This window comes from Sagittula marina (assembly GCF_014196795.1).
In the GTDB taxonomy this organism is placed as follows: Bacteria; Pseudomonadota; Alphaproteobacteria; order Rhodobacterales; family Rhodobacteraceae; genus Sagittula; species Sagittula marina.
In genome coordinates this window covers 164,085-180,904 of sequence record NZ_JACIEJ010000010.1, presented here as the reverse complement: position 1 = coordinate 180,904, position 16,820 = coordinate 164,085, and the positions used below count along the sequence as shown (strand labels likewise).

The window sequence follows — 16,820 nt, the reverse complement described above, 5'->3', positions numbered from 1 at the left end:
TGAGGAAAACCTCAGCGTCAATGGCGGTCGCAAGATCTGGCTTCAAATGCGTCGAGAAGGCTTTGAACTCGCACGTTTCACGGTCGCACGCCTGATGACGGATATTGCGATTGAAAGCATTGTACTTAGCAAGACATGCAAAACAACGCATCCCAGACTAAGCGATGCCCTGTCAATTGTAGAAGGTGAACCGGCTCTTCGACGCGTCAGGGATTTGTGAATGTGGATTTCTTCACAGATGGCTTTGCCAGTAGTCGCGTGGCCTGGCGCGTCGGCCGCACGGCGACGGCCGGGTTTGCTCTCGATGCATTGGAGCACTCCGTCCATCAATGCAGACCTGACAGGATCACTTGGTCCATCAATCGGATCGCGGACCGCAACATCTATCGAACAAGAATAACGAACAGCTTGCAGAGGTGAAGATCACCCCGTCTGTCGGCAGTGTCGGGTATACATATGACAATTCTCTGGCAGAAACGAATAATGGCTTGTTCAAGGCTGAAATCATTCACCGTCGTGGACCGTGGCGCAGCTTCGAGGCAGTGGAGCATGCAACATTTGAACGGATCGATTGGTTCAACATTCGTCGACTGCAGGAACCCATCAGACACAGCCCGGCAGCCGAAGCCAACTTCCATGCGGCTCTGGAGCATGACCGTCGGTCATTGTCTCACTGGTGAGAGACGATGGGAAACTGTCATTTTCGTGGGTCAGCGGCGGCTGACGATCAAATGAAACCGATGCGACAGCCATGAAAAGCTGCCCGTACCGCACCGAATTAATGACTGCCTACGATTTTGCATGCCGCCTCAAAGCGAACAACCGCCTCAGGCCTTGCGAATTCATCTGCGAGAACTGGACACCAAAGCCAGATCGTTTCATTTACGAGGCTGCCCGAAACAGGCTGGGGCTGCACACCTTTGGAGGTGTCTTGAACGCGAGATAACCGACTTAGGCGTAGAAAGGCGGCTTGCATCGGCGAAAGGTCTTCGACACCTTTATCGCTACCATTTCATCGGGAGGGGCCAATATGACGAAAACTGTGGACTTGGATGGGTTGCTGGCAAAAGCTCTGGAGTTGCTGGAGCGCCCTGGACGTCAGTTTATGGCCATCGCTGGCGCACCCGGTTCTGGCAAGAGCACAACTGTCGAGACCTTGTTTTCGATGATCGAAGAACGACGCAAAGGCGCTGTGGCCATTCTGCCGATGGATGGTTTTCACTACGATGATGCGATCCTCCATGCACGCAACCGCCGACCGTGGAAAGGCGCGCCAGACACCTTTGATGTGGGTGGATTGGCCTCGGTCCTCAAGCGGTTGAAGGCCGCCGAAGAGGAAAACGTCGCCGTTCCGGTTTTTGACCGCGATCTTGAAATCTCGCGTGGGTCGGCGCGGCTGATCCGGTACGATGTGCCGCTGATCTTGGTCGAAGGGAATTACCTGCTGTTGGATCGCGACCCCTGGACACGCCTGCATCCTTTGTTTGACGCAACTGTCATGATTGATGTCCCGGAGGAGGAGCTGGCGCGGCGGTTGCGGATGCGATGGAAAGGGTATCAGCTGACCGAGGATCAGATCCATGCCAAACTGGAAGACAACGACATGCCAAACGGCCGCACGGTGATTTCAGAGAGCATCGACGCAGACATGAAGTTCTTGCAGTAAATCACTGAGAAGGCTGGGGTGCCATCGGGCGCACCTGCTCAGTAGGATAGTCCATGAAGGTCCAGCCATCCGTTCCTTCAGGAAACCAATACACGGCGGAATAGCCCCAGTCGGCCGCCCGTTTGGCAGCGTTCCAACTCATCCAGCAGTCGTTCAGGCAGAAAAAGACCACTGGCCGGGAGGGATCCGCATCAGTGGCGTTCGTCAAGCCACGACGAAAGTAGTCCGCCGTGACCTCCGCGAGAGCCCCGTAGCCGACATTCGGCAACCATAGTGCTCCGGGGATGCTGTGACGCGGTTTGTCGCGCCAGATCGTGCCTTTGGGAAGGTTTGCGGGTTTCGGCGCATGCGGCAGAACGTCGATGAAGGCGGCACCGTCCTGCCAAAGCTGATAAGCTCCTTCGGGACTGATAGTGGCGCCGCCGGCCACTGTCTCCGGCACTGGATCGCGATAGTGGTCCATCCGAAAACCATCAGGCTCAGTCACTTGGGCGGCAAGCGGCGCTGCCAGCATCAGCCAGACCAGCGCCGCGCGGATCATTGGCCGACGTCCAGAAGACCTGTTCCCATGTCATTGATCAGAGGCACGCCCGCCTCCGCCAGAATGGCGTTGATCTCATCCTGATTGCGGCGAATGAGCGAGTTCAGCTCTCGTTGCCAGACCTTTTCACCCTGACGCACGCCCATGGTGATCCGGTAATACAGTCGGGGCGGCAGCGTTTCCTCGAAAAGCGGTATGGCCGCGAAATCTGCGTGCTGTTGCTTGACCAGCGGACCTCCGATGGGCCCCCACAGAATGGCAGCGTCGATCTCTCCATTCTGGAGGTCGTCGAGCATGTTCTCCGCGGGGCTTTCGTAACGCCGATCCACGGTCAGATTGTAGGGCTTTGCCTTTCCGATCAGACCGTTGCGCGCCATATGGGTTGCGGGTGGGGTACCCGCGATGACGCCGATGCGCGCGCCTTTGAGCGTCTGGTCGGACAACGACGTGACCTGCGCCAGCGGACTGTCCTGCGGTGTGATGAGAACGAATGTCGAAGTCAGATAGTGGTTGGTGTTCAACACCAGCTCGTGACCCTGCGCATAGCCGATGATCACATCGCATTTTTTGGGCTTGAGCGTGTTGCGCACAAACCCGGTGGCCATGGGATACCATTCGTAACGCACTGGAAGATCGAGCTTTTCGCCAATCAGATCCGCAATCTTGTTCTCGTATCCGGTGCCGTCCTTGGAGGACATGGGCAGGTTGGCAGGATCAGCGCAGACGCGCAGCGCGTGCTTTGAAACCAGATCCGATGTCTGGGCCTGCGCGGTAAAGGCGAGAAGGCCCAGCATCACAGATGCCAAGCCCATTTTGAGGTTAGCCCATGCAGGCATCTTCCATCTCCCGGATCAGGTCGGATTTGGCCTCTTTCTTGGCCGGGCGACCGCGCGGGACGGCGTCCATGCCACGCGCCTTCAGGTAGACATAAATGTCGTTCAGATAGCACATGACGTTCGGGTTATCGCCGAAATGGGGCATGACAGAGTTGCCGTTCTGGCGACCGTTTACCACCACGTCGTAAAAATCATAGTAGTCCATATGCACGGCGGAGTTCTTGATCTTCGGTGCGTAGGTCGATCCCTCGCCGTCGGGGCCATGGCAAACGTGGCATTCGGAGTGATACCGGCGGAAGCCCGAGAAGGTCATCCAGTCAACGGTGCCATCTTCGGACGCATTATAGGTGGGAATGTCGTCTTCATTGTAGTAGATGCCACCGTCCTCGTAGGAAACGGCCACTTCGTCGGTGTGTTCAGCGGGCTTCACCGGCTGGTCACTCCAGCTTTGGGCGGAGGCAACGACGGGCAACGTCACGCAGACGGCAGCGGCAAAGAGAGTCTGGGATGCGGTGCGCATCATGGGTTCACCTTCTGGGAATTCGTGGGGGGAGGGTCCGACGCGCACGTCCTGGCGTCGGACCCGAGGGGTTTGGTGGGGCCAAAAGCTGGCCCTTAACTCATGCCTTAATCTGGCAGAGCAAAGACGGTCAGTTGACCACCCAGCGCGGTGTAGTCGCTGAGTGCCGCGTAACCACCCACGGCGCCAAGGCCGTCATTCGGGTTGGTCAGACCAGCCGCAAGGCCGATGCCGGCCCAGCCGCCAATACCCGACAGGATACCGATGAACTGCTTGCCGTCATGCTCGTAGGTCATCACGTTGCCGATGATGCCGGAGGGAGTCTTGAACTTGTACAGCTCTTCGCCCGTCTCGGCGTGCACGGCTTTCAGATAGCCTTCGAGTGTGCCGTAGAACACCACGTCACCCGCAGTGGCCAGAGCACCGGACCAGACGGAGAACTGCTCTGGCAAGGACCACTTGATTTCGCCTGCGAGGTTGTCCCAGGCGATGAAGTTACCCATGCCACCATGGCTGTCCGGCGCCGGGTACATCGCGAGGGTCGCGCCGACATAGGGCTGACCTGCGGTGTAGGACACGCGGAACGGCTCATAGTCCATGCAGACGTGGTTGGTCGGGACATACATCAGCTCGGTCTTGGGCGAATACGCCGCCGGCTGCTGGTCCTTGGAGCCAAGCGCCGCCGGGCAGATGCCGGTGGAGTTGACGTCTTCGCCGTTTTGCTCGGTAGAGTATTCCGCCACCACTTCAGGACGACCGTAGGTGTCGGAGTCCGGGTCCATGTCGACGCCGGTGGTCCAGTTCACGACGGGGTCGTACTTTTCAGCCACCAGCAATTCGCCAGACACGCGGTCCAGAGTATAGCCAAGGCCGTTCCGGTCGAAGTGGGTCAGTAGCTTGCGCTCTTGTCCGTCGATCTCCTGCTCCGTGAGGATCATTTCGTTGACACCATCGAAGTCCCACTCGTCGTGGGGCGTCATCTGGTAAACCCACTTGGCTTCGCCGGTATCGATGTCACGGGCGAAAATCGTCATGGACCAACGGTTGTCACCAGGGCGCTGCGCCGGGTTCCAGGTCGAAGGGTTGCCCGAACCGTAGTAGAACAGGTTCTCTTCCATGTCTGCCGCGTACCATCCCCACGTGGTGCCGCCACCGATCATCCACTGGTCGCCTTCCCAGGTCTTGATCGAGCTGTCCGCGCCGACCGGCTCGCCCAAGTTGGTGGTTTTCTCAGGGTCGAACATGATCTGGTCGTCGGGGCCGACAGAGTACGCGCGCCACAGCTGTTCACCAGTGGCCATGTCGTATGCAGTGACGTGGCCTTGGACACCAAATTCACCGCCAGAGATGCCGACGATGATCTTGTCTTTTACAGGAAGCACGGTCGCGGTGTTTGTTTCACCTTTGGAAGGGTCGCCGTTTTGAGCTTCCCAAACCGTTTCACCGGTCTTGGCGTCCAGAGCCACAACCTTGGTATCCGCCTGATGCAAGAAGATCTTGCCATCGCCGTAAGCAACGCCGCGGTTCACGGTGTCACAGCACATGACCGGAATCACGTCCGGATCCTGCTTGGGCTCGTAACGCCAGATGATCCGGCCTTCGTCGTTCAGGTCCAGAGCGTAAACGATATTCGGGAACGGGGTGTGGACATACATGATGTCATCCACAACCAGCGGCGACCCTTCGTGACCGCGGAGAACGCCGGTCGAGAATGTCCAAGCCACCTGCAGATCCGCCACGTTATCGGCGTTGATCGCATCAAGTTCCGAGTAGCGCTGGTTTTTATAGTCGCCAGTCTGAATTGCCCACTGTGTGGGGTCGTCCATCTTGGCCACGAGATCGTCGTTCGCCATGGCCTGTGTGGCCACGCAGAGCGCCAGTCCCGAAGTGAGTAGTTTGATCGATCGCATGATCTTCCTCCCGTTGGTTCGCGGCCTGCGCCGCTGCTTGGCCCAGCCCTCATCTGATGGGGCGCGGCCGGTTGTTACCGAACTGCCGGGTCTCCCTCCCGGCTGAACGGTAAGCTTGTAACTGCACCACCACGCCTCCTGCTTGGCGGTGCAGTAAATTGGTCGTCGGGCGGTTTACTTGCCCGAAAAAGTCGCCAGATAAGCGATTACGTTGGTCCGATCTTCTTCCTTACGAAGTCCGGCAAAGGCCATCTTGGTGCCTTTGGCGTAATCACGAGGCTTTTCGAGGAACGCAGCCAGGTTTTCCGGCGTCCATTCTTTGCCTTCATCGTGCATGCCGGCCAGCGTGTCCGAGTAGTCAAAGTCTTCCTTGGACCCGACGACGGAGCCGACAACACCGTTCAGCACTGGGCCGACCCGGTTTTTGGCATCTTCGCCAACCTGGTGGCAGGCTTTGCATTTGCGGAAAACCTTTTCACCAGCTTCTGCGTCGCCCGCGACTTCTACGCTTGCGGCGTCACTGGCCATTTCGTGGCTTTCAGCGGCAGCCATCAGAGGCGTCAGAGCGACGAAGCTGGCGGCGATTGCTTGCTTGATCATATTAAACCTTTTGTCTTTCGAGTTTCGATCTACTGAAGCCGTTCAGCGTGCCAAGCGACATGGTCACCGGCAAAGGAGTTCACGAAGAAGTACGAATGGTCATAACCCTTCTGCATTCTAAACGTCCCCGGCTGACGACGACGCGCCATCATCTCTGCCAACGCGTCCGGCTTCAACAGGTCCAGGAATTGGTCAGCCTGGCCCTGATCTACCAAGATATCGCCTTTCCAGCCCTTGTCCTCTAGTAACAAGGTCGCATCATGATCTGCCCATGCACTTTCATCATCTCCGAGGTAGGCGGAAAGCTGCTTGCGACCCCAGTCGCTTTGGGTCGGATTTGCGATCGGAGCAAAGGCAGAGACGCTCTCGAACAGGTCCGGATTGCGCATGGCGATGGTCAGAGCCCCATGTCCGCCCATCGAATGGCCGGTGATCCCGTGACGATCCTGAACGTCGAACTGCTTGACCACGATGTCGCGCAATTCGTTCACCACGTAATCATACATGCGAAAATGCGTTTTCCACGGGGCGCGTGTGGCGTTCACGTAGAAACCAGCACCCTGCCCCAGATCGTAGGCCTCATCGTTGGCGACGTTGTCGCCGCGTGGGCTTGTGTCCGGGAACACCAGCGCAATGCCATGTTCGGCGGCATGTTCCTGCATACCCGCCTTTGCCATGGCATTCTCATGCGTGCAGGTCAGCCCTGACAGATACCAGAGCACCGGAACCGGACCATCCTCCGCCTGCGGCGGCATGTAGACCGCAAAAGTCATGTCGCAGCCACAGGTGTTGGAGGCGTGGCGATAGACCCCCTGAACGCCACCAAAACTGCGATTTTCGGAAATGGTCTCCATGCTGCCCTCAGAACTCGACGACGGCGCGGATGGATTCGCCTTTGTGCATCAGTTCGAAGCCGTGGTTGATCTCGTCCAATGTCAGCTTGTGGGTGATCATCGAGTCGATCTCGATCTTGCCGTCCATGTACCAATCGACGAATTTCGGCACATCGGTCCGGCCCTTGGCGCCGCCAAAGGCTGTACCCTTCCAGACGCGGCCAGTGACCAGCTGGAACGGACGGGTCGAAATCTCCGCACCCGCCGGGGCCACGCCGATGATGACCGACACGCCCCATCCGCGGTGCGAACATTCCAGCGCGTCCCGCATGACCTTCACGTTGCCGGTCGCGTCAAAGGAATAATCGACGCCGCCGAGGTGGTCTTTCTCCGTCTTGGTGAGGTCGACGATGGCCTGCACCGTGTTGTCTACCTTGGAGGGGTTAACAAAATGCGTCATGCCGAATTTCTTCGCCATTTCAGCCTTGTCGTCGTTCAGATCGACGCCGATGATCTTGTCACAGCCCGCCATGCGCAGGCCCTGAATGACGTTCAGACCAATCCCGCCGAGGCCAAAGACAGCCGCCGTTGACCCAATCTCAACACCTGCCGTGTTAATCACTGCACCGATGCCGGTGGTGACGCCGCAGCCGATGTAGCAAATCTTGTCGAAGGGAGCGTCCTCGCGTACCTTTGCCAAGGCGATTTCCGGCATCACCGTGTGATTGGCGAAGGTGGAACAGCCCATGTAGTGATGAATTGGCGTCCCATCCAACATCTTGAAGCGCGTGGTGCCGTCGGGCATCAGGCCCTTGCCTTGCGTGTTGCGGATGGCGGTGCACAGGTTGGTCTTGCCCGACAGGCAGGAGGCGCACTCGCGGCATTCCGGAGTGTACAGCGGGATAACGTGATCTCCCGGCTTCAGCGTGGTGACGCCCTCGCCGACCTCAAGCACGACGCCTGCGCCTTCATGGCCCAGAATCGCCGGAAAGATGCCCTCCGGATCGTCGCCCGAGCGGGTGAATTCGTCGGTGTGGCACAGGCCGGTGGCCTTGATCTCAACCAGAACCTCGCCCGCCTTCGGGCCATCCAGTTCAACTTCCATAACCTCAAGCGGTTTGCCGGCCTCCAAGGCCACGGCGGCGCGTGTACGCATAGTGTCTCTTCCTCTCTCGTGCCCATGGCAATCAGGCGAAGGGCGTCCTTGGTCTGAGTATGAGAGGCTGCGACGTGTTGGCACAATGCATACCATCGGATGCATCCCAGGGTCGGTCGCGCGCATGGACAGAGCGGCGGCGCTCCGTCATCCTTGCTGCCGATATGGGAGGAAACCAAATGTCCTTGAGCAAAGCTTTCGTGATCGCGCTGATCTGCGGCAGCAGTTCCGCCATCGCCGCCGATTTCACGGACCCGACGTGGCCCTGTGTCCAGCGCAAGGTCGAACGCTTATCCACCGGTCTTATGTGGCCGCACCCGATTCCCGAAAGTCTACCTGAGGACGAATCGGTGCAGACCGATATCGCGGCCTTGGCAGAGAAGCTCTCCCTGCGCAGCCTGACGTTGGAAGAACTGGAGCCAGAGGTCGCAGCCTTCGCCAAAGCGCACGGCCATGATCCCGCACTTCTGGGGCTGGTGTTTCAGGACGTGTTCGACGGCCTGTCACGGCGGCGCACGCGGATCATTTCCGGAATCGGTGATTTTTCACTGGGCCAGATTGGCTTGTCGGAAAAGATTGAGGGAGCACGGATGGAAATGGACACCCAAATGAGCAAGGACGAGCCGGATTTCGACCGGGTCGATGCCTTGGAGGAACAACTCGACTGGGATCAAACGATCTACTCAGACAGGCAAAAATCCATCACATACCTGTGCGAGACGCCGGTCCTTCTCGAACGACGGCTTTACGGGATAGCGCAACTTCTGGCCGGCCAGATCGAATAATCATTCCCACTCCAGTTCGGTAAAGGCCACCGTGGCGTTGCGGGGGTTATAGGCCTCGAAGAGCTGCCAGTTCGGCGCCTCGCTTTCCGCGATATGGCCGACGGCCGCGCCAAGCCGTTCACCGCCTGCTACGGCATTCCGCGTGTCCGTGGCAAGGCGATTGAGATATCGCTCTAGCGGGGCCGCGCCGTCTGGCCAAGAGAGACTGGCTGCCCCGTGGCCCGGCACAGCCCGCACGAAGGGCTGGCGGATCAAGGTTTCCAGCGCCCCCTGCCACCCGGGCAGGGAGCCGTCCAACGCGGGTGTGTGCCCGTGAAACAGCAGGTCCCCGGCAATCAAGGTTCCCGTGGCGCGGTCGACAACGGTTAGGTCCGTGCCGGTATGCGCGCGAGGCCATGCCTGCAACTCCAGCGTACGTTCGCCAAGGTCAATATCGACGCTGTCGCTGAGGCTATTGTCCACCTCCGGCACACGGGTGCCAATCATGTTCTGTGCACCGATCAGACGGGAAAGGCTTTCCAGGTAGTTATCCTGCCGGTCCATAAGCGCACGCGACAAGCCCTCGTGCGCCACCACCTCTGCCCCTGCGCGCGCGAACACATCCGCGCCAAACACATGGTCGGGGTGCAGATGAGTCAGGATCATATGGCTTACCGGCAGATCCGTGCGTTGGCGAATCGCGCGCCATGCAGCTTCCCCCATCCAGGCCGCGGACCCACTGTCGATCACCGCAACGGAGGTCTCTCCGATCACGATTGCGAGATTGGAAACATCGCCACGATTCTCCTCATCTGGTTCCGCGATTTGACCCTCATGCACCCAGAGACCGGGCGCGACCTCTGTCAGTGTCAACTCTTGCGCCACTGCGCGGCAGGTCGGCGATCCCAGAGATGCACCGACTGAAAACTCCGGCACGTCAGGCAGTTGCGCCATACAGTCGGCCTGCGTTTCAGCCTCGGCACCGGGCAAGAGCACGTCACGACAAGGACCTTCGCCTGCATTGAGACAAACCAGTACAACGGCTTCGAACATGACAGATCCTCCCACGCTTATCCTGCCACAGCGCGGGGGGCGCTCCACTTAGACTTAATGCGCTGTAGGGCGATGCGGCGCAGTGTGCCAAGCTTGAAGATCATCCATGCGAGGAGGAGTAAGGCATGGCATATGCTTTTAGAACGGCAGCGATCCTGGCACTGCTGGCGATGCCTGTTTGGGCCGAGGGCATCCAGAACCCACTGACAGACGGCCCCACCTGGGACGATCTGAGATTTGATTTGGTTGGGGAGACCGTCCCCATAGACGGAGGTCCGCTGTTGGTCGAGGCGCCGTATCGCGCCCATGATGCGGCAACGGTGCCCGTGATTTTGCGCCAGACGGACCCCACAGCGGTTATCACGCACGCCACCGTCGTGATTGATGAGAACCCAGCCCCGGTCGCGGCGGAACTGAGCTTTGGCCCCGCCATGAGCCCTATCGATTTCGAACTCAGAGTTCGCGTAAACCAGTATTCCAACGTGCGTGTCCTGACCCAAACGCCAGAGGCCACCTATATGACCGGGCGCTTTGTGAAGGCGTCCGGAGGATGTTCCGCCCCGGCTTCGCGAGATCCGGATCAAGCTTTGGCAGGTCTCGGCCAGATGAAGTTGCGAATGTTCGGCGATGCGACGCAGCAGTCCACCGCACGGCGTGAAGCTCAGATCATGTTGCGGCACCCGAACTACTCCGGCTTGCAACGCAATCAGATCACACAGCTTTTTATTCCCGCGCATTTCATCGACCATCTGGAGGTCTGGCAAGGAGATGACCTGCTGTTCACAATGGACGGCGGCATCTCGATTTCCGAAAACCCTGTGTTTCGCTTCAGCTACATGGACAATGGCGTGCCCGCCCTGACCGTGAAAGCAACGGATACCGAAGGAAATGCGTTCGAACAGGTCCTGGCCAAGACAGCAGAAGGCTGAGATCACGGGCGGCCCCCGCGGGGGCCAACCTACCTCAGAAACAGACCAATTCGGCTTCGGCCTGCGCACGCCGCAGCGCCTTCACCAGATCCTCGGCGGCCACAGCGGAGTTGAAGACGGCCATGCGCTCGCCTCCGGTGCGGCGCATGGACAGGACTGTTTCGGCCTGAAGGTATCCCTCATAGGGCAATATGGCGGCGATTTCGTCGATGGAACAAGCGCATTTCTGCAACATCTCACGCGATCGACCGTTGGTTTGCATGCAGGCAAAGACATAATCCGCGCGGGCGGCCGTTGGATAGTCGTTGAATCGTTGCGCCGTGTCCTGTGCGTTTGCAGCGAAGGGCAAGAAAACCGCGAGGAGAAGCGCCCTCATTCCGACGCCTCCAAAGCGGTGAAATCGATTTCCGAGTGATAGACCGGCGTGTCGCCTTCCCCCTGTGCGAGCGCTTCGAGGCTTAGGTACCAGCCGGGCACGTCCTCGGACATCGTGACGGTCAGTTCGAGATCGCCAAAACCTTTCATCTGCGCGCGATTGGGATCATTGGCAAAGGGATACAAGCGGACGGTCTGTGTCGACACGGTTTCCCCGTTTACCTCCGCCTCTCCGACGACAGGCTCAGTCGGTCGAATAAGCGATTCCTTGACCCTATTGCGGATATAGAAGGGACTGCCACCGGCGGCCTCCGCCATGTCACGCACGACGGTTTCGTAGAAATACATGATCATCGGGTTGCCAACGCTGGCCGGAAAGCTGCCAAGCCCGCGTTTTTTGCCATCCTGTTGGAACTGCAGCAGCGCCATCGTTGCCGCCTTCTCCTCGAACGACAGCACGATGCTGCCTGTGTCGCGTTCTGCCGCGTCGGGTTTGAGGCTGTTCGAGACCTCGCGTTGATAGCGCAGAGCCATATCCTTGGACACCGGTGTCAGGGTGCCCTCTTTGAACAGCAGGTCATAGGTCTGCTGTCCGTCCAGCGTCTCTGCCGAAAGCGGCGCCGTCATCGCCAGTAGAATGGCGATGGTCGTCAGTGTCTTGCGCATGGTCGGTTCCTCCCTGTTACCCAAGATGAGCGACAGCGCATATGCTGTCATTGCCGACTTTCGGCGCAGTCCCGACGCGCAGCTTCCATTCGATAAGGGGCCGCAGACGCGAGACCTGTACTGGTTTGGTCATGACCGCGAAATCCTGCTCTGCCCCGGCGCGCAGCAGGCGTTCCCGGCGGTCGGCGGTGATCATGATCGCGGGAACGTGCGTGGCGCTTTCGTCGCGCACGGCGGCGATGGTTGCCAGCCCTGTATCAGAGCCGTCCAGCTGGTAATCCACCAGCATGATGTCCGGTGGAATACCCATGTCACGCATATGTCCAAGCGCCTCTTCGGTGGATTTTGCGGCGAGCACGCTGGCCCCCCATGTTTCCAATGTCTGCGTCGTGGCAAAGAGCACGTCATCGTCGTTTTCCACCACCAGCGCGATGCACCCTTCGAGCGAGGCGCTGGAGACTGGCAAAGTCGGCGGAATTTCAAGCATGGTGTCCGGGTGCACCTCGTCCAATTCGATGCAAAAGACAGAGCCGACGCCGACCTCGGATGACATCCATAAGCGGTGGCCCAAATGGCGACAGGTCCGCTCAACGATACTGAGCCCCAGGCCGACACCGGACCCGGCGGGGACATTTCCGGCGCGGGCGAATTCCTCGAAAATACGAGACTGATCCTCGGCCCCGATGCCGATGCCCGTGTCCCAGACCTGAAGCACGATCCGCCCCTCCTTGCGGCGGCAACCCAGCAAAACCTGCCCGCCGCGAGGGGTGTATTGGATCGCGTTCACCACAAGGTTCTGAATGGAGCGCAAAAGATACAGCGAATCCGAGCGCACATAGACGTTGCAAGGCACCATACGCAGCGAAACGCCACGCTCCTCGGCGACGGCGGTCTGATCCTCGAACACGTTTTGCATGATTGCGCCAAGGTTCAGCGTCGAGGGGCTAACCGTATCGCTGTCCGCGCTGTCCAGCCTCGAAATATCCAACAGCGCGTGCAGCAACTGCTCGATCGAGGTGAAGGCTCCCTTGATCCGCCCGACCATCGGCGCAAGATCACTCTGTGCGGAATGGCTTTGCAGCGTAGCGATCAGAAGTTTGGCGGCATTGATCGGCTGCAACAAATCGTGACTCGCGGCGGCGAGGAAGCGTGTCTTGGACGATACCGCTGCCTCCGCACGTTCCTTCGCGAGGCGCAACTCCTCTTCGACGCGGGCTTTTTCTTCGTATTGCTCTGTCAGCTGGGTATTCGCCTGAGTGAGTTCCGAGGTCCGCTCTGACACGCGCTTTTCCAACGTCTCCGTGGCGCGGTGTTCCAAGGTCACATCCTTGAGTTCCACCAGGAACCCACCATCGGGAAGATGGTTGGCCTGCAGATCAAACACCTGATCCGCGCGTGACCGCACCTGCCGGCGCAGCCTGCCTTTTTCGATCAGCTCATGGCGCCAGTCGTCCACTTCGCGCAGTGTATAATCCGCAATGAAACCGCGCACCGTCATCAAATTCAGCAATCGCGTCAGGGTCATACCCTTTTGCAGCGCGGTCATGGGCAGGCCCGTCAGCTGCCGAAACTGGTGATTGTGCATCACCAACTGGCCGGTATCCGAAAAACTGCACACGCCAGACGTCATATTGTCAAAGACCGCCTGCAGGTAATCCGCTTGCCGGTCGATCAGATGCTCTTTCTCGGAGCGGTTCTGCCGCACAATGGCGGTGATGTCGGTCAGCAACAGCACCGTATTGTCGAGCGATGTGCGCTGCATCGACAACTGATACCAGCGGTCTTCGGTCAACTCGATCACAGAAGAGGCAGCAGGAACGCCCTCTGTTCCGCCGGCGCGGATTTGCCGGTCGGTGGACACGACGACCCGCGATTGCGCCATCAGATCGTAATATTCTGGCAGTGTCAGTCCCGGCACCACCTGTTGCGCCACATCGGGCAGGAGATGCTGGAACAGGTCGTTACAGATGTCCAACTGGCCGTCGGTGAACAGCGCAAAGCCCTCGCCCATGACAGCCAGCGCCTCATCGAGGCTTTTGCGCGTGCGCTCTCCCTCGAACCGGATGCTCTTGAGCTCATCGGCGGCTCGTTCCAGATCGCGGGTTTTTGCTGCGACCTGGGACTGTAATTCGATTGCGGATTGAAAGGCGCTGTAGGCGGTTTGGCCGATCTCGTTCTGGCGTGTGGCGCGACGCACCAGAGCCTCGATGATGCGGGTCTGTCGAAGCAGTTGCAGCTCTGGCGGTTCCAGCGGGTCAATCAGGTTCAAAACATGCGACTCCGTTTGCGATCATAAAAGGCCACGCCAACGAATGTCTGGTTCATGTGCAGCCCACAGTGCTGTTCACCATAGGTGTTAAAGCCGAGCACACGCCGCCGCCTGAACACATCCGACACCTGATCACCCAATTGCTTTTGGTCGACCTCAAGCTTGCGCAGAACGCAATCGAAGCCGAGGATGAAATCCGGGCGCTGACCAGCGGCGTCCAGCAGATCCAGCTCGGTCTCCAGCGTTTCGATCACGCCCTTCCCCCGGCCCAACACCATGACCAGCCCGTCGTCGATCGCCGCCAGAAAAGACAGCGTATTCTGATCAATGAGGCCGTGAATTGCACGAATATAGTGGTTTTGCTTGTGGCAGACCAACATGGGGTTCTCGGCAAAGACCTGCGGTGTCAGATCCTCGACCGCACAGCCCACGAGCCTTGCATATTCCTTTGCCGCGGGCGCGCCGTTGATCTCAGTGACCAGTCGTTCCTCGGTATTGGCCTCGGTTACAACAAGTTCGTTTCCGTCGGGCAGGAAGTGGTCAAAGGACAGACCTTCGAAATGGAGGTCCGTCTCGATCAGCAAAACCAGCGCGGCGTTATCCTGAAACCTGCCGTTGTGAAGTATCAGCGTGCGCTCAAACACCATTCCATCCGCCGCAGAGCCGCCAAAGACGGGGATATCCTCCAGAACGCTTTCGAGCACGGAGGCCAAAAGATCCTCTTGTTTCGACAGCCCATCTGCAAACACCAGCGCCAGACGGTTCCATCCTGCGGTGCGCGGAAACTTGGCGTTGGCCCGCGTCATGGTGTCGGAAATTCCGGTAATCGAGAGCGGTTTCAACGGCGCAACAAGAGTCGACGCACAGCGGAAGTGATCCCGCCCGAAACCGATCAGCATGAGCGCGTCGGCCTCATATCCATTTGGCGTAATCTGTCCGGCGGTGGTGCAGCCAAACACCGGAACGCTGTCCAGAACCTCGGCGAACACCCGTGCCAAGACATCCGTGTCGTGCCCCGGCGGTATCAGGGCAAGGACAAAACAGGTGTCGTGCGTTTTGATGCCCTGCGCGGCCTCGCGCGCGGCGTGTTCCGGGTCCGGCATATTGGACCAGGACACTGCCACATGACGCGGCAGGCCGCTTTCAATCTCGTCTCTCATGGCAATGGCGTCGGATCAGTGACAGAGAAAATTATGAGCTTCGGGCTCGTCTTGCACGCCGGGTGTGCGCACATTTGCTTGCTCTACCATCAATGCGGCCTGGGTTCGGTTGTTCACACCCAAACGGCGCAGAAGCGCCGTGATATGCGCCTTTACCGTGGCTTCGGCGAGTTGCAGCTCATAAGCAATTTGCTTGTTCGGCTTGCCCGCACAGATCAGCTTGATGACCTTCTTCTGCTGCGGCGTCAGCGCTGCCAGCTTGTGATTGATGTCATCGGTCGAGGCTTCAGTGGCACAATACTGCTCGCTCTGCTGGAATTCCACTGGCACGTGTTTGCGGCCACGCACAACTTGGGTCAGCACCTTCTGAAGATCCTCTACAGGCGTGTCCTTGGTCACGAAGCCAGAGGCGCCTTCGTCCATCAGGGCATGCACCAAGGCTCGTGAGGTCAAAGAAGAAATCACCAGAACCGGTATTTCCGGCACGCGGGCGCGCAGCGCGACGAACCCAGAAATCCCCTGAACGTCCGGCAATTTCAGGTCGAACATGACGAGATCGGGCAAGAAGCCAGAATCCAGCACCTTCAACGCTTCCTTCAGCGACTTCGCCTTTTCGAACCGGCAATCGGTGAAAACCCCCTCAAGCGCAGATTCCAGTGCATCGCTAAAAAGTGGATGGTCGTCGACAATCAGCACGGATGACACGCGGTCCTCTCGTGCTGCAACCTTGAAGTGTTGCATAGCTGTTCCTCCCTCGGCAGGAGGCTAAAGCAGCTGCGGCATAATGCAACAGCTTCAAGGGAGCACCGGCGCAAATTCACGCATGCCGATTTAACGAAGCAGAGGTTTCAGTTGCTTTTGGCGACGTGCGTGGCAATCGCGTCCATAAGAGGCGGCGACAGACAATCATAGGGTGTCAGGCCAAGCTCTGTCAGACGGCCACGGATCTCGTCCATACGCTCCGGCGGGACACCCGATTCGATAATCGACGAGACAAAGGCAGCAAAGGTCGGCGCGGCCCATCCTGATTTGTCCGACAGCTCCGTGTGAACAAAATCAAGTCCGTGAAACGGATGGCCCGTGTTCTCGATCCGGCCATACATATGCACGCCGCACTCTCGGCAGGCATGGCGCTGAATCGCCGCACTGGGATCGACGACGTCAAGTTTATCGCCGTTTTCGGTGACGGCCACCTGGTCGCGGGCGACAACGGCAATCTGGCTGAAGGTCGCGCCGGAGGGCTTCCAGCATTTCGTGCAGCCACAGACGTGATTATGGGCGGTTTGCGCTCCGACGGAGACCTTGACCGGCTTGCTGGAGCATTTGCAGCTTAACGTGCCACCGGCAAAGCTCGGATTTACCGGCGGGATACCGTTATCAACCTGAGGGTGAATTTTGACATGCGTGTAGCGAGGTGCGCTGGCCGCGGCTTGGTCCGCACCACCGCCAAAGAATTTATCGAGCAGTCCCATATCATTCCTCCCAAATGAGTGCCCCGTTGGATCGGGTGCCTCAACGTCAAGGTGCACCGCCACCGGGCCT

At 58.9% G+C, this 16,820-nt stretch carries 18 protein-coding genes; 4 read left to right on the top strand and 14 right to left on the bottom strand.

What is annotated here, in order from left to right:
• Window positions 1-350 precede the first annotated feature (350 nt).
• Window positions 351-680, top strand: coding sequence for a hypothetical protein (locus GGQ68_RS18630; protein WP_183968660.1), 330 nt, complete (start codon window positions 351-353; stop codon window positions 678-680).
• A gap of 350 nt (window positions 681-1,030) precedes the next feature.
• Window positions 1,031-1,666, top strand: a complete 636-nt coding sequence (locus GGQ68_RS18625) for a nucleoside/nucleotide kinase family protein (RefSeq protein ID WP_183968658.1) — start codon at window positions 1,031-1,033, stop codon at window positions 1,664-1,666.
• 1 nt (window position 1,667) lies between these two features.
• Here the strand turns inward: GGQ68_RS18625 and GGQ68_RS18620 are convergent, their stop codons facing one another.
• From GGQ68_RS18620 to GGQ68_RS18590, 7 genes are all read right to left on the bottom strand, one after another.
• On the bottom strand, window positions 1,668-2,207 hold the full coding sequence (locus GGQ68_RS18620; protein WP_183968656.1) for a PQQ-dependent catabolism-associated CXXCW motif protein: 540 nt from the start codon (window positions 2,205-2,207) through the stop codon (window positions 1,668-1,670).
• Window positions 2,204-3,043 carry a substrate-binding domain-containing protein gene (locus tag GGQ68_RS18615; protein WP_183968654.1) on the bottom strand — a complete coding sequence of 280 codons (840 nt, stop codon included), beginning with the start codon at window positions 3,041-3,043 and terminating at the stop codon, window positions 2,204-2,206. The genes GGQ68_RS18620 and GGQ68_RS18615 overlap by 4 nt, the downstream gene beginning before the upstream one ends.
• On the bottom strand, window positions 3,027-3,566 hold the full coding sequence (locus GGQ68_RS18610; RefSeq protein WP_246429427.1) for a c-type cytochrome, methanol metabolism-related: 540 nt from the start codon (window positions 3,564-3,566) through the stop codon (window positions 3,027-3,029). Before GGQ68_RS18610 ends, GGQ68_RS18615 begins: the two co-directional genes overlap by 17 nt.
• A gap of 104 nt (window positions 3,567-3,670) precedes the next feature.
• Window positions 3,671-5,473, bottom strand: coding sequence for a methanol/ethanol family PQQ-dependent dehydrogenase (locus tag GGQ68_RS18605; protein ID WP_183968653.1), 1,803 nt, complete (start codon window positions 5,471-5,473; stop codon window positions 3,671-3,673).
• Between the two features lie 174 nt (window positions 5,474-5,647).
• On the bottom strand, window positions 5,648-6,073 hold the full coding sequence (locus GGQ68_RS18600) for a c-type cytochrome (RefSeq protein ID WP_183968652.1): 426 nt from the start codon (window positions 6,071-6,073) through the stop codon (window positions 5,648-5,650).
• A 29-nt stretch (window positions 6,074-6,102) separates the two neighbouring features.
• The gene (gene fghA / locus GGQ68_RS18595; RefSeq protein WP_183968651.1) at window positions 6,103-6,927 is read right to left on the bottom strand and encodes an S-formylglutathione hydrolase; all 825 of its coding nucleotides are present in this window, start codon (window positions 6,925-6,927) and stop codon (window positions 6,103-6,105) included.
• A 7-nt stretch (window positions 6,928-6,934) separates the two neighbouring features.
• The gene (locus tag GGQ68_RS18590) at window positions 6,935-8,062 is read right to left on the bottom strand and encodes an S-(hydroxymethyl)glutathione dehydrogenase/class III alcohol dehydrogenase (RefSeq protein ID WP_183962548.1); all 1,128 of its coding nucleotides are present in this window, start codon (window positions 8,060-8,062) and stop codon (window positions 6,935-6,937) included.
• A 179-nt stretch (window positions 8,063-8,241) separates the two neighbouring features.
• On the opposite strand from GGQ68_RS18590, the gene GGQ68_RS18585 reads away from it, so the two are divergent.
• Window positions 8,242-8,847, top strand: coding sequence for a hypothetical protein (locus tag GGQ68_RS18585; RefSeq protein WP_183968650.1), 606 nt, complete (start codon window positions 8,242-8,244; stop codon window positions 8,845-8,847).
• Here the strand turns inward: GGQ68_RS18585 and GGQ68_RS18580 are convergent, their stop codons facing one another.
• Entirely contained in the window at window positions 8,848-9,879 is a 1,032-nt protein-coding gene (locus GGQ68_RS18580) for a quinoprotein relay system zinc metallohydrolase 2 (RefSeq protein WP_183968649.1), read from the bottom strand.
• A 125-nt stretch (window positions 9,880-10,004) separates the two neighbouring features.
• On the opposite strand from GGQ68_RS18580, the gene GGQ68_RS18575 reads away from it, so the two are divergent.
• Window positions 10,005-10,808, top strand: coding sequence for a quinoprotein dehydrogenase-associated SoxYZ-like carrier (locus GGQ68_RS18575; RefSeq protein WP_183968648.1), 804 nt, complete (start codon window positions 10,005-10,007; stop codon window positions 10,806-10,808).
• 34 nt (window positions 10,809-10,842) lie between these two features.
• On the opposite strand, the gene GGQ68_RS18570 is transcribed toward GGQ68_RS18575, so the two are convergent.
• The 6 genes from GGQ68_RS18570 to gfa all read right to left on the bottom strand — a co-directional run bounded on the left by GGQ68_RS18570 (window position 10,843) and on the right by gfa (window position 16,750).
• Window positions 10,843-11,184, bottom strand: a complete 342-nt coding sequence (locus GGQ68_RS18570; protein ID WP_183968647.1) for a hypothetical protein — start codon at window positions 11,182-11,184, stop codon at window positions 10,843-10,845.
• A complete protein-coding gene (locus GGQ68_RS18565) occupies window positions 11,181-11,849 on the bottom strand; it encodes a hypothetical protein (RefSeq protein ID WP_183968645.1) in 669 nt (222 codons plus the stop codon). The genes GGQ68_RS18570 and GGQ68_RS18565 overlap by 4 nt, the downstream gene beginning before the upstream one ends.
• 16 nt (window positions 11,850-11,865) lie before the next feature.
• Complete coding sequence (locus GGQ68_RS18560; RefSeq protein WP_183968643.1) at window positions 11,866-14,118, bottom strand: hybrid sensor histidine kinase/response regulator; 2,253 nt, start codon at window positions 14,116-14,118, stop codon at window positions 11,866-11,868.
• A complete protein-coding gene (locus tag GGQ68_RS18555) occupies window positions 14,115-15,278 on the bottom strand; it encodes an FIST N-terminal domain-containing protein (protein WP_183968641.1) in 1,164 nt (387 codons plus the stop codon). The genes GGQ68_RS18560 and GGQ68_RS18555 overlap by 4 nt, the downstream gene beginning before the upstream one ends.
• 15 nt (window positions 15,279-15,293) lie before the next feature.
• A complete protein-coding gene (locus tag GGQ68_RS18550) occupies window positions 15,294-16,019 on the bottom strand; it encodes a response regulator (protein WP_183968639.1) in 726 nt (241 codons plus the stop codon).
• A 107-nt stretch (window positions 16,020-16,126) separates the two neighbouring features.
• Window positions 16,127-16,750, bottom strand: coding sequence for an S-(hydroxymethyl)glutathione synthase (gfa, locus tag GGQ68_RS18545; protein ID WP_183968637.1), 624 nt, complete (start codon window positions 16,748-16,750; stop codon window positions 16,127-16,129).
• Window positions 16,751-16,820 lie beyond the last annotated feature (70 nt).

What these genes read in the sequence shown, in the direction of transcription:
- GGQ68_RS18625 (WP_183968658.1), top strand. Translation starts at nt 1,031, where the DNA reads ATGACGAAAACTGTGGACTTGGATGGGTTGCTGGCAAAAGCTCTGGAG.
- GGQ68_RS18620 (WP_183968656.1), bottom strand. Translation starts at nt 2,207, where the DNA reads ATGATCCGCGCGGCGCTGGTCTGGCTGATGCTGGCAGCGCCGCTTGCC.
- GGQ68_RS18615 (WP_183968654.1), bottom strand. Translation starts at nt 3,043, where the DNA reads ATGCCTGCATGGGCTAACCTCAAAATGGGCTTGGCATCTGTGATGCTG.
- GGQ68_RS18610 (WP_246429427.1), bottom strand. Translation starts at nt 3,566, where the DNA reads ATGATGCGCACCGCATCCCAGACTCTCTTTGCCGCTGCCGTCTGCGTG.
- GGQ68_RS18605 (WP_183968653.1), bottom strand. Translation starts at nt 5,473, where the DNA reads ATGCGATCGATCAAACTACTCACTTCGGGACTGGCGCTCTGCGTGGCC.
- GGQ68_RS18600 (WP_183968652.1), bottom strand. Translation starts at nt 6,073, where the DNA reads ATGATCAAGCAAGCAATCGCCGCCAGCTTCGTCGCTCTGACGCCTCTG.
- fghA (WP_183968651.1), bottom strand. Translation starts at nt 6,927, where the DNA reads ATGGAGACCATTTCCGAAAATCGCAGTTTTGGTGGCGTTCAGGGGGTC.
- GGQ68_RS18590 (WP_183962548.1), bottom strand. Translation starts at nt 8,062, where the DNA reads ATGCGTACACGCGCCGCCGTGGCCTTGGAGGCCGGCAAACCGCTTGAG.
- GGQ68_RS18585 (WP_183968650.1), top strand. Translation starts at nt 8,242, where the DNA reads ATGTCCTTGAGCAAAGCTTTCGTGATCGCGCTGATCTGCGGCAGCAGT.
- GGQ68_RS18580 (WP_183968649.1), bottom strand. Translation starts at nt 9,879, where the DNA reads ATGTTCGAAGCCGTTGTACTGGTTTGTCTCAATGCAGGCGAAGGTCCT.
- GGQ68_RS18575 (WP_183968648.1), top strand. Translation starts at nt 10,005, where the DNA reads ATGGCATATGCTTTTAGAACGGCAGCGATCCTGGCACTGCTGGCGATG.
- GGQ68_RS18570 (WP_183968647.1), bottom strand. Translation starts at nt 11,184, where the DNA reads ATGAGGGCGCTTCTCCTCGCGGTTTTCTTGCCCTTCGCTGCAAACGCA.
- GGQ68_RS18565 (WP_183968645.1), bottom strand. Translation starts at nt 11,849, where the DNA reads ATGCGCAAGACACTGACGACCATCGCCATTCTACTGGCGATGACGGCG.
- GGQ68_RS18555 (WP_183968641.1), bottom strand. Translation starts at nt 15,278, where the DNA reads ATGAGAGACGAGATTGAAAGCGGCCTGCCGCGTCATGTGGCAGTGTCC.
- GGQ68_RS18550 (WP_183968639.1), bottom strand. Translation starts at nt 16,019, where the DNA reads ATGCAACACTTCAAGGTTGCAGCACGAGAGGACCGCGTGTCATCCGTG.
- gfa (WP_183968637.1), bottom strand. Translation starts at nt 16,750, where the DNA reads ATGGGACTGCTCGATAAATTCTTTGGCGGTGGTGCGGACCAAGCCGCG.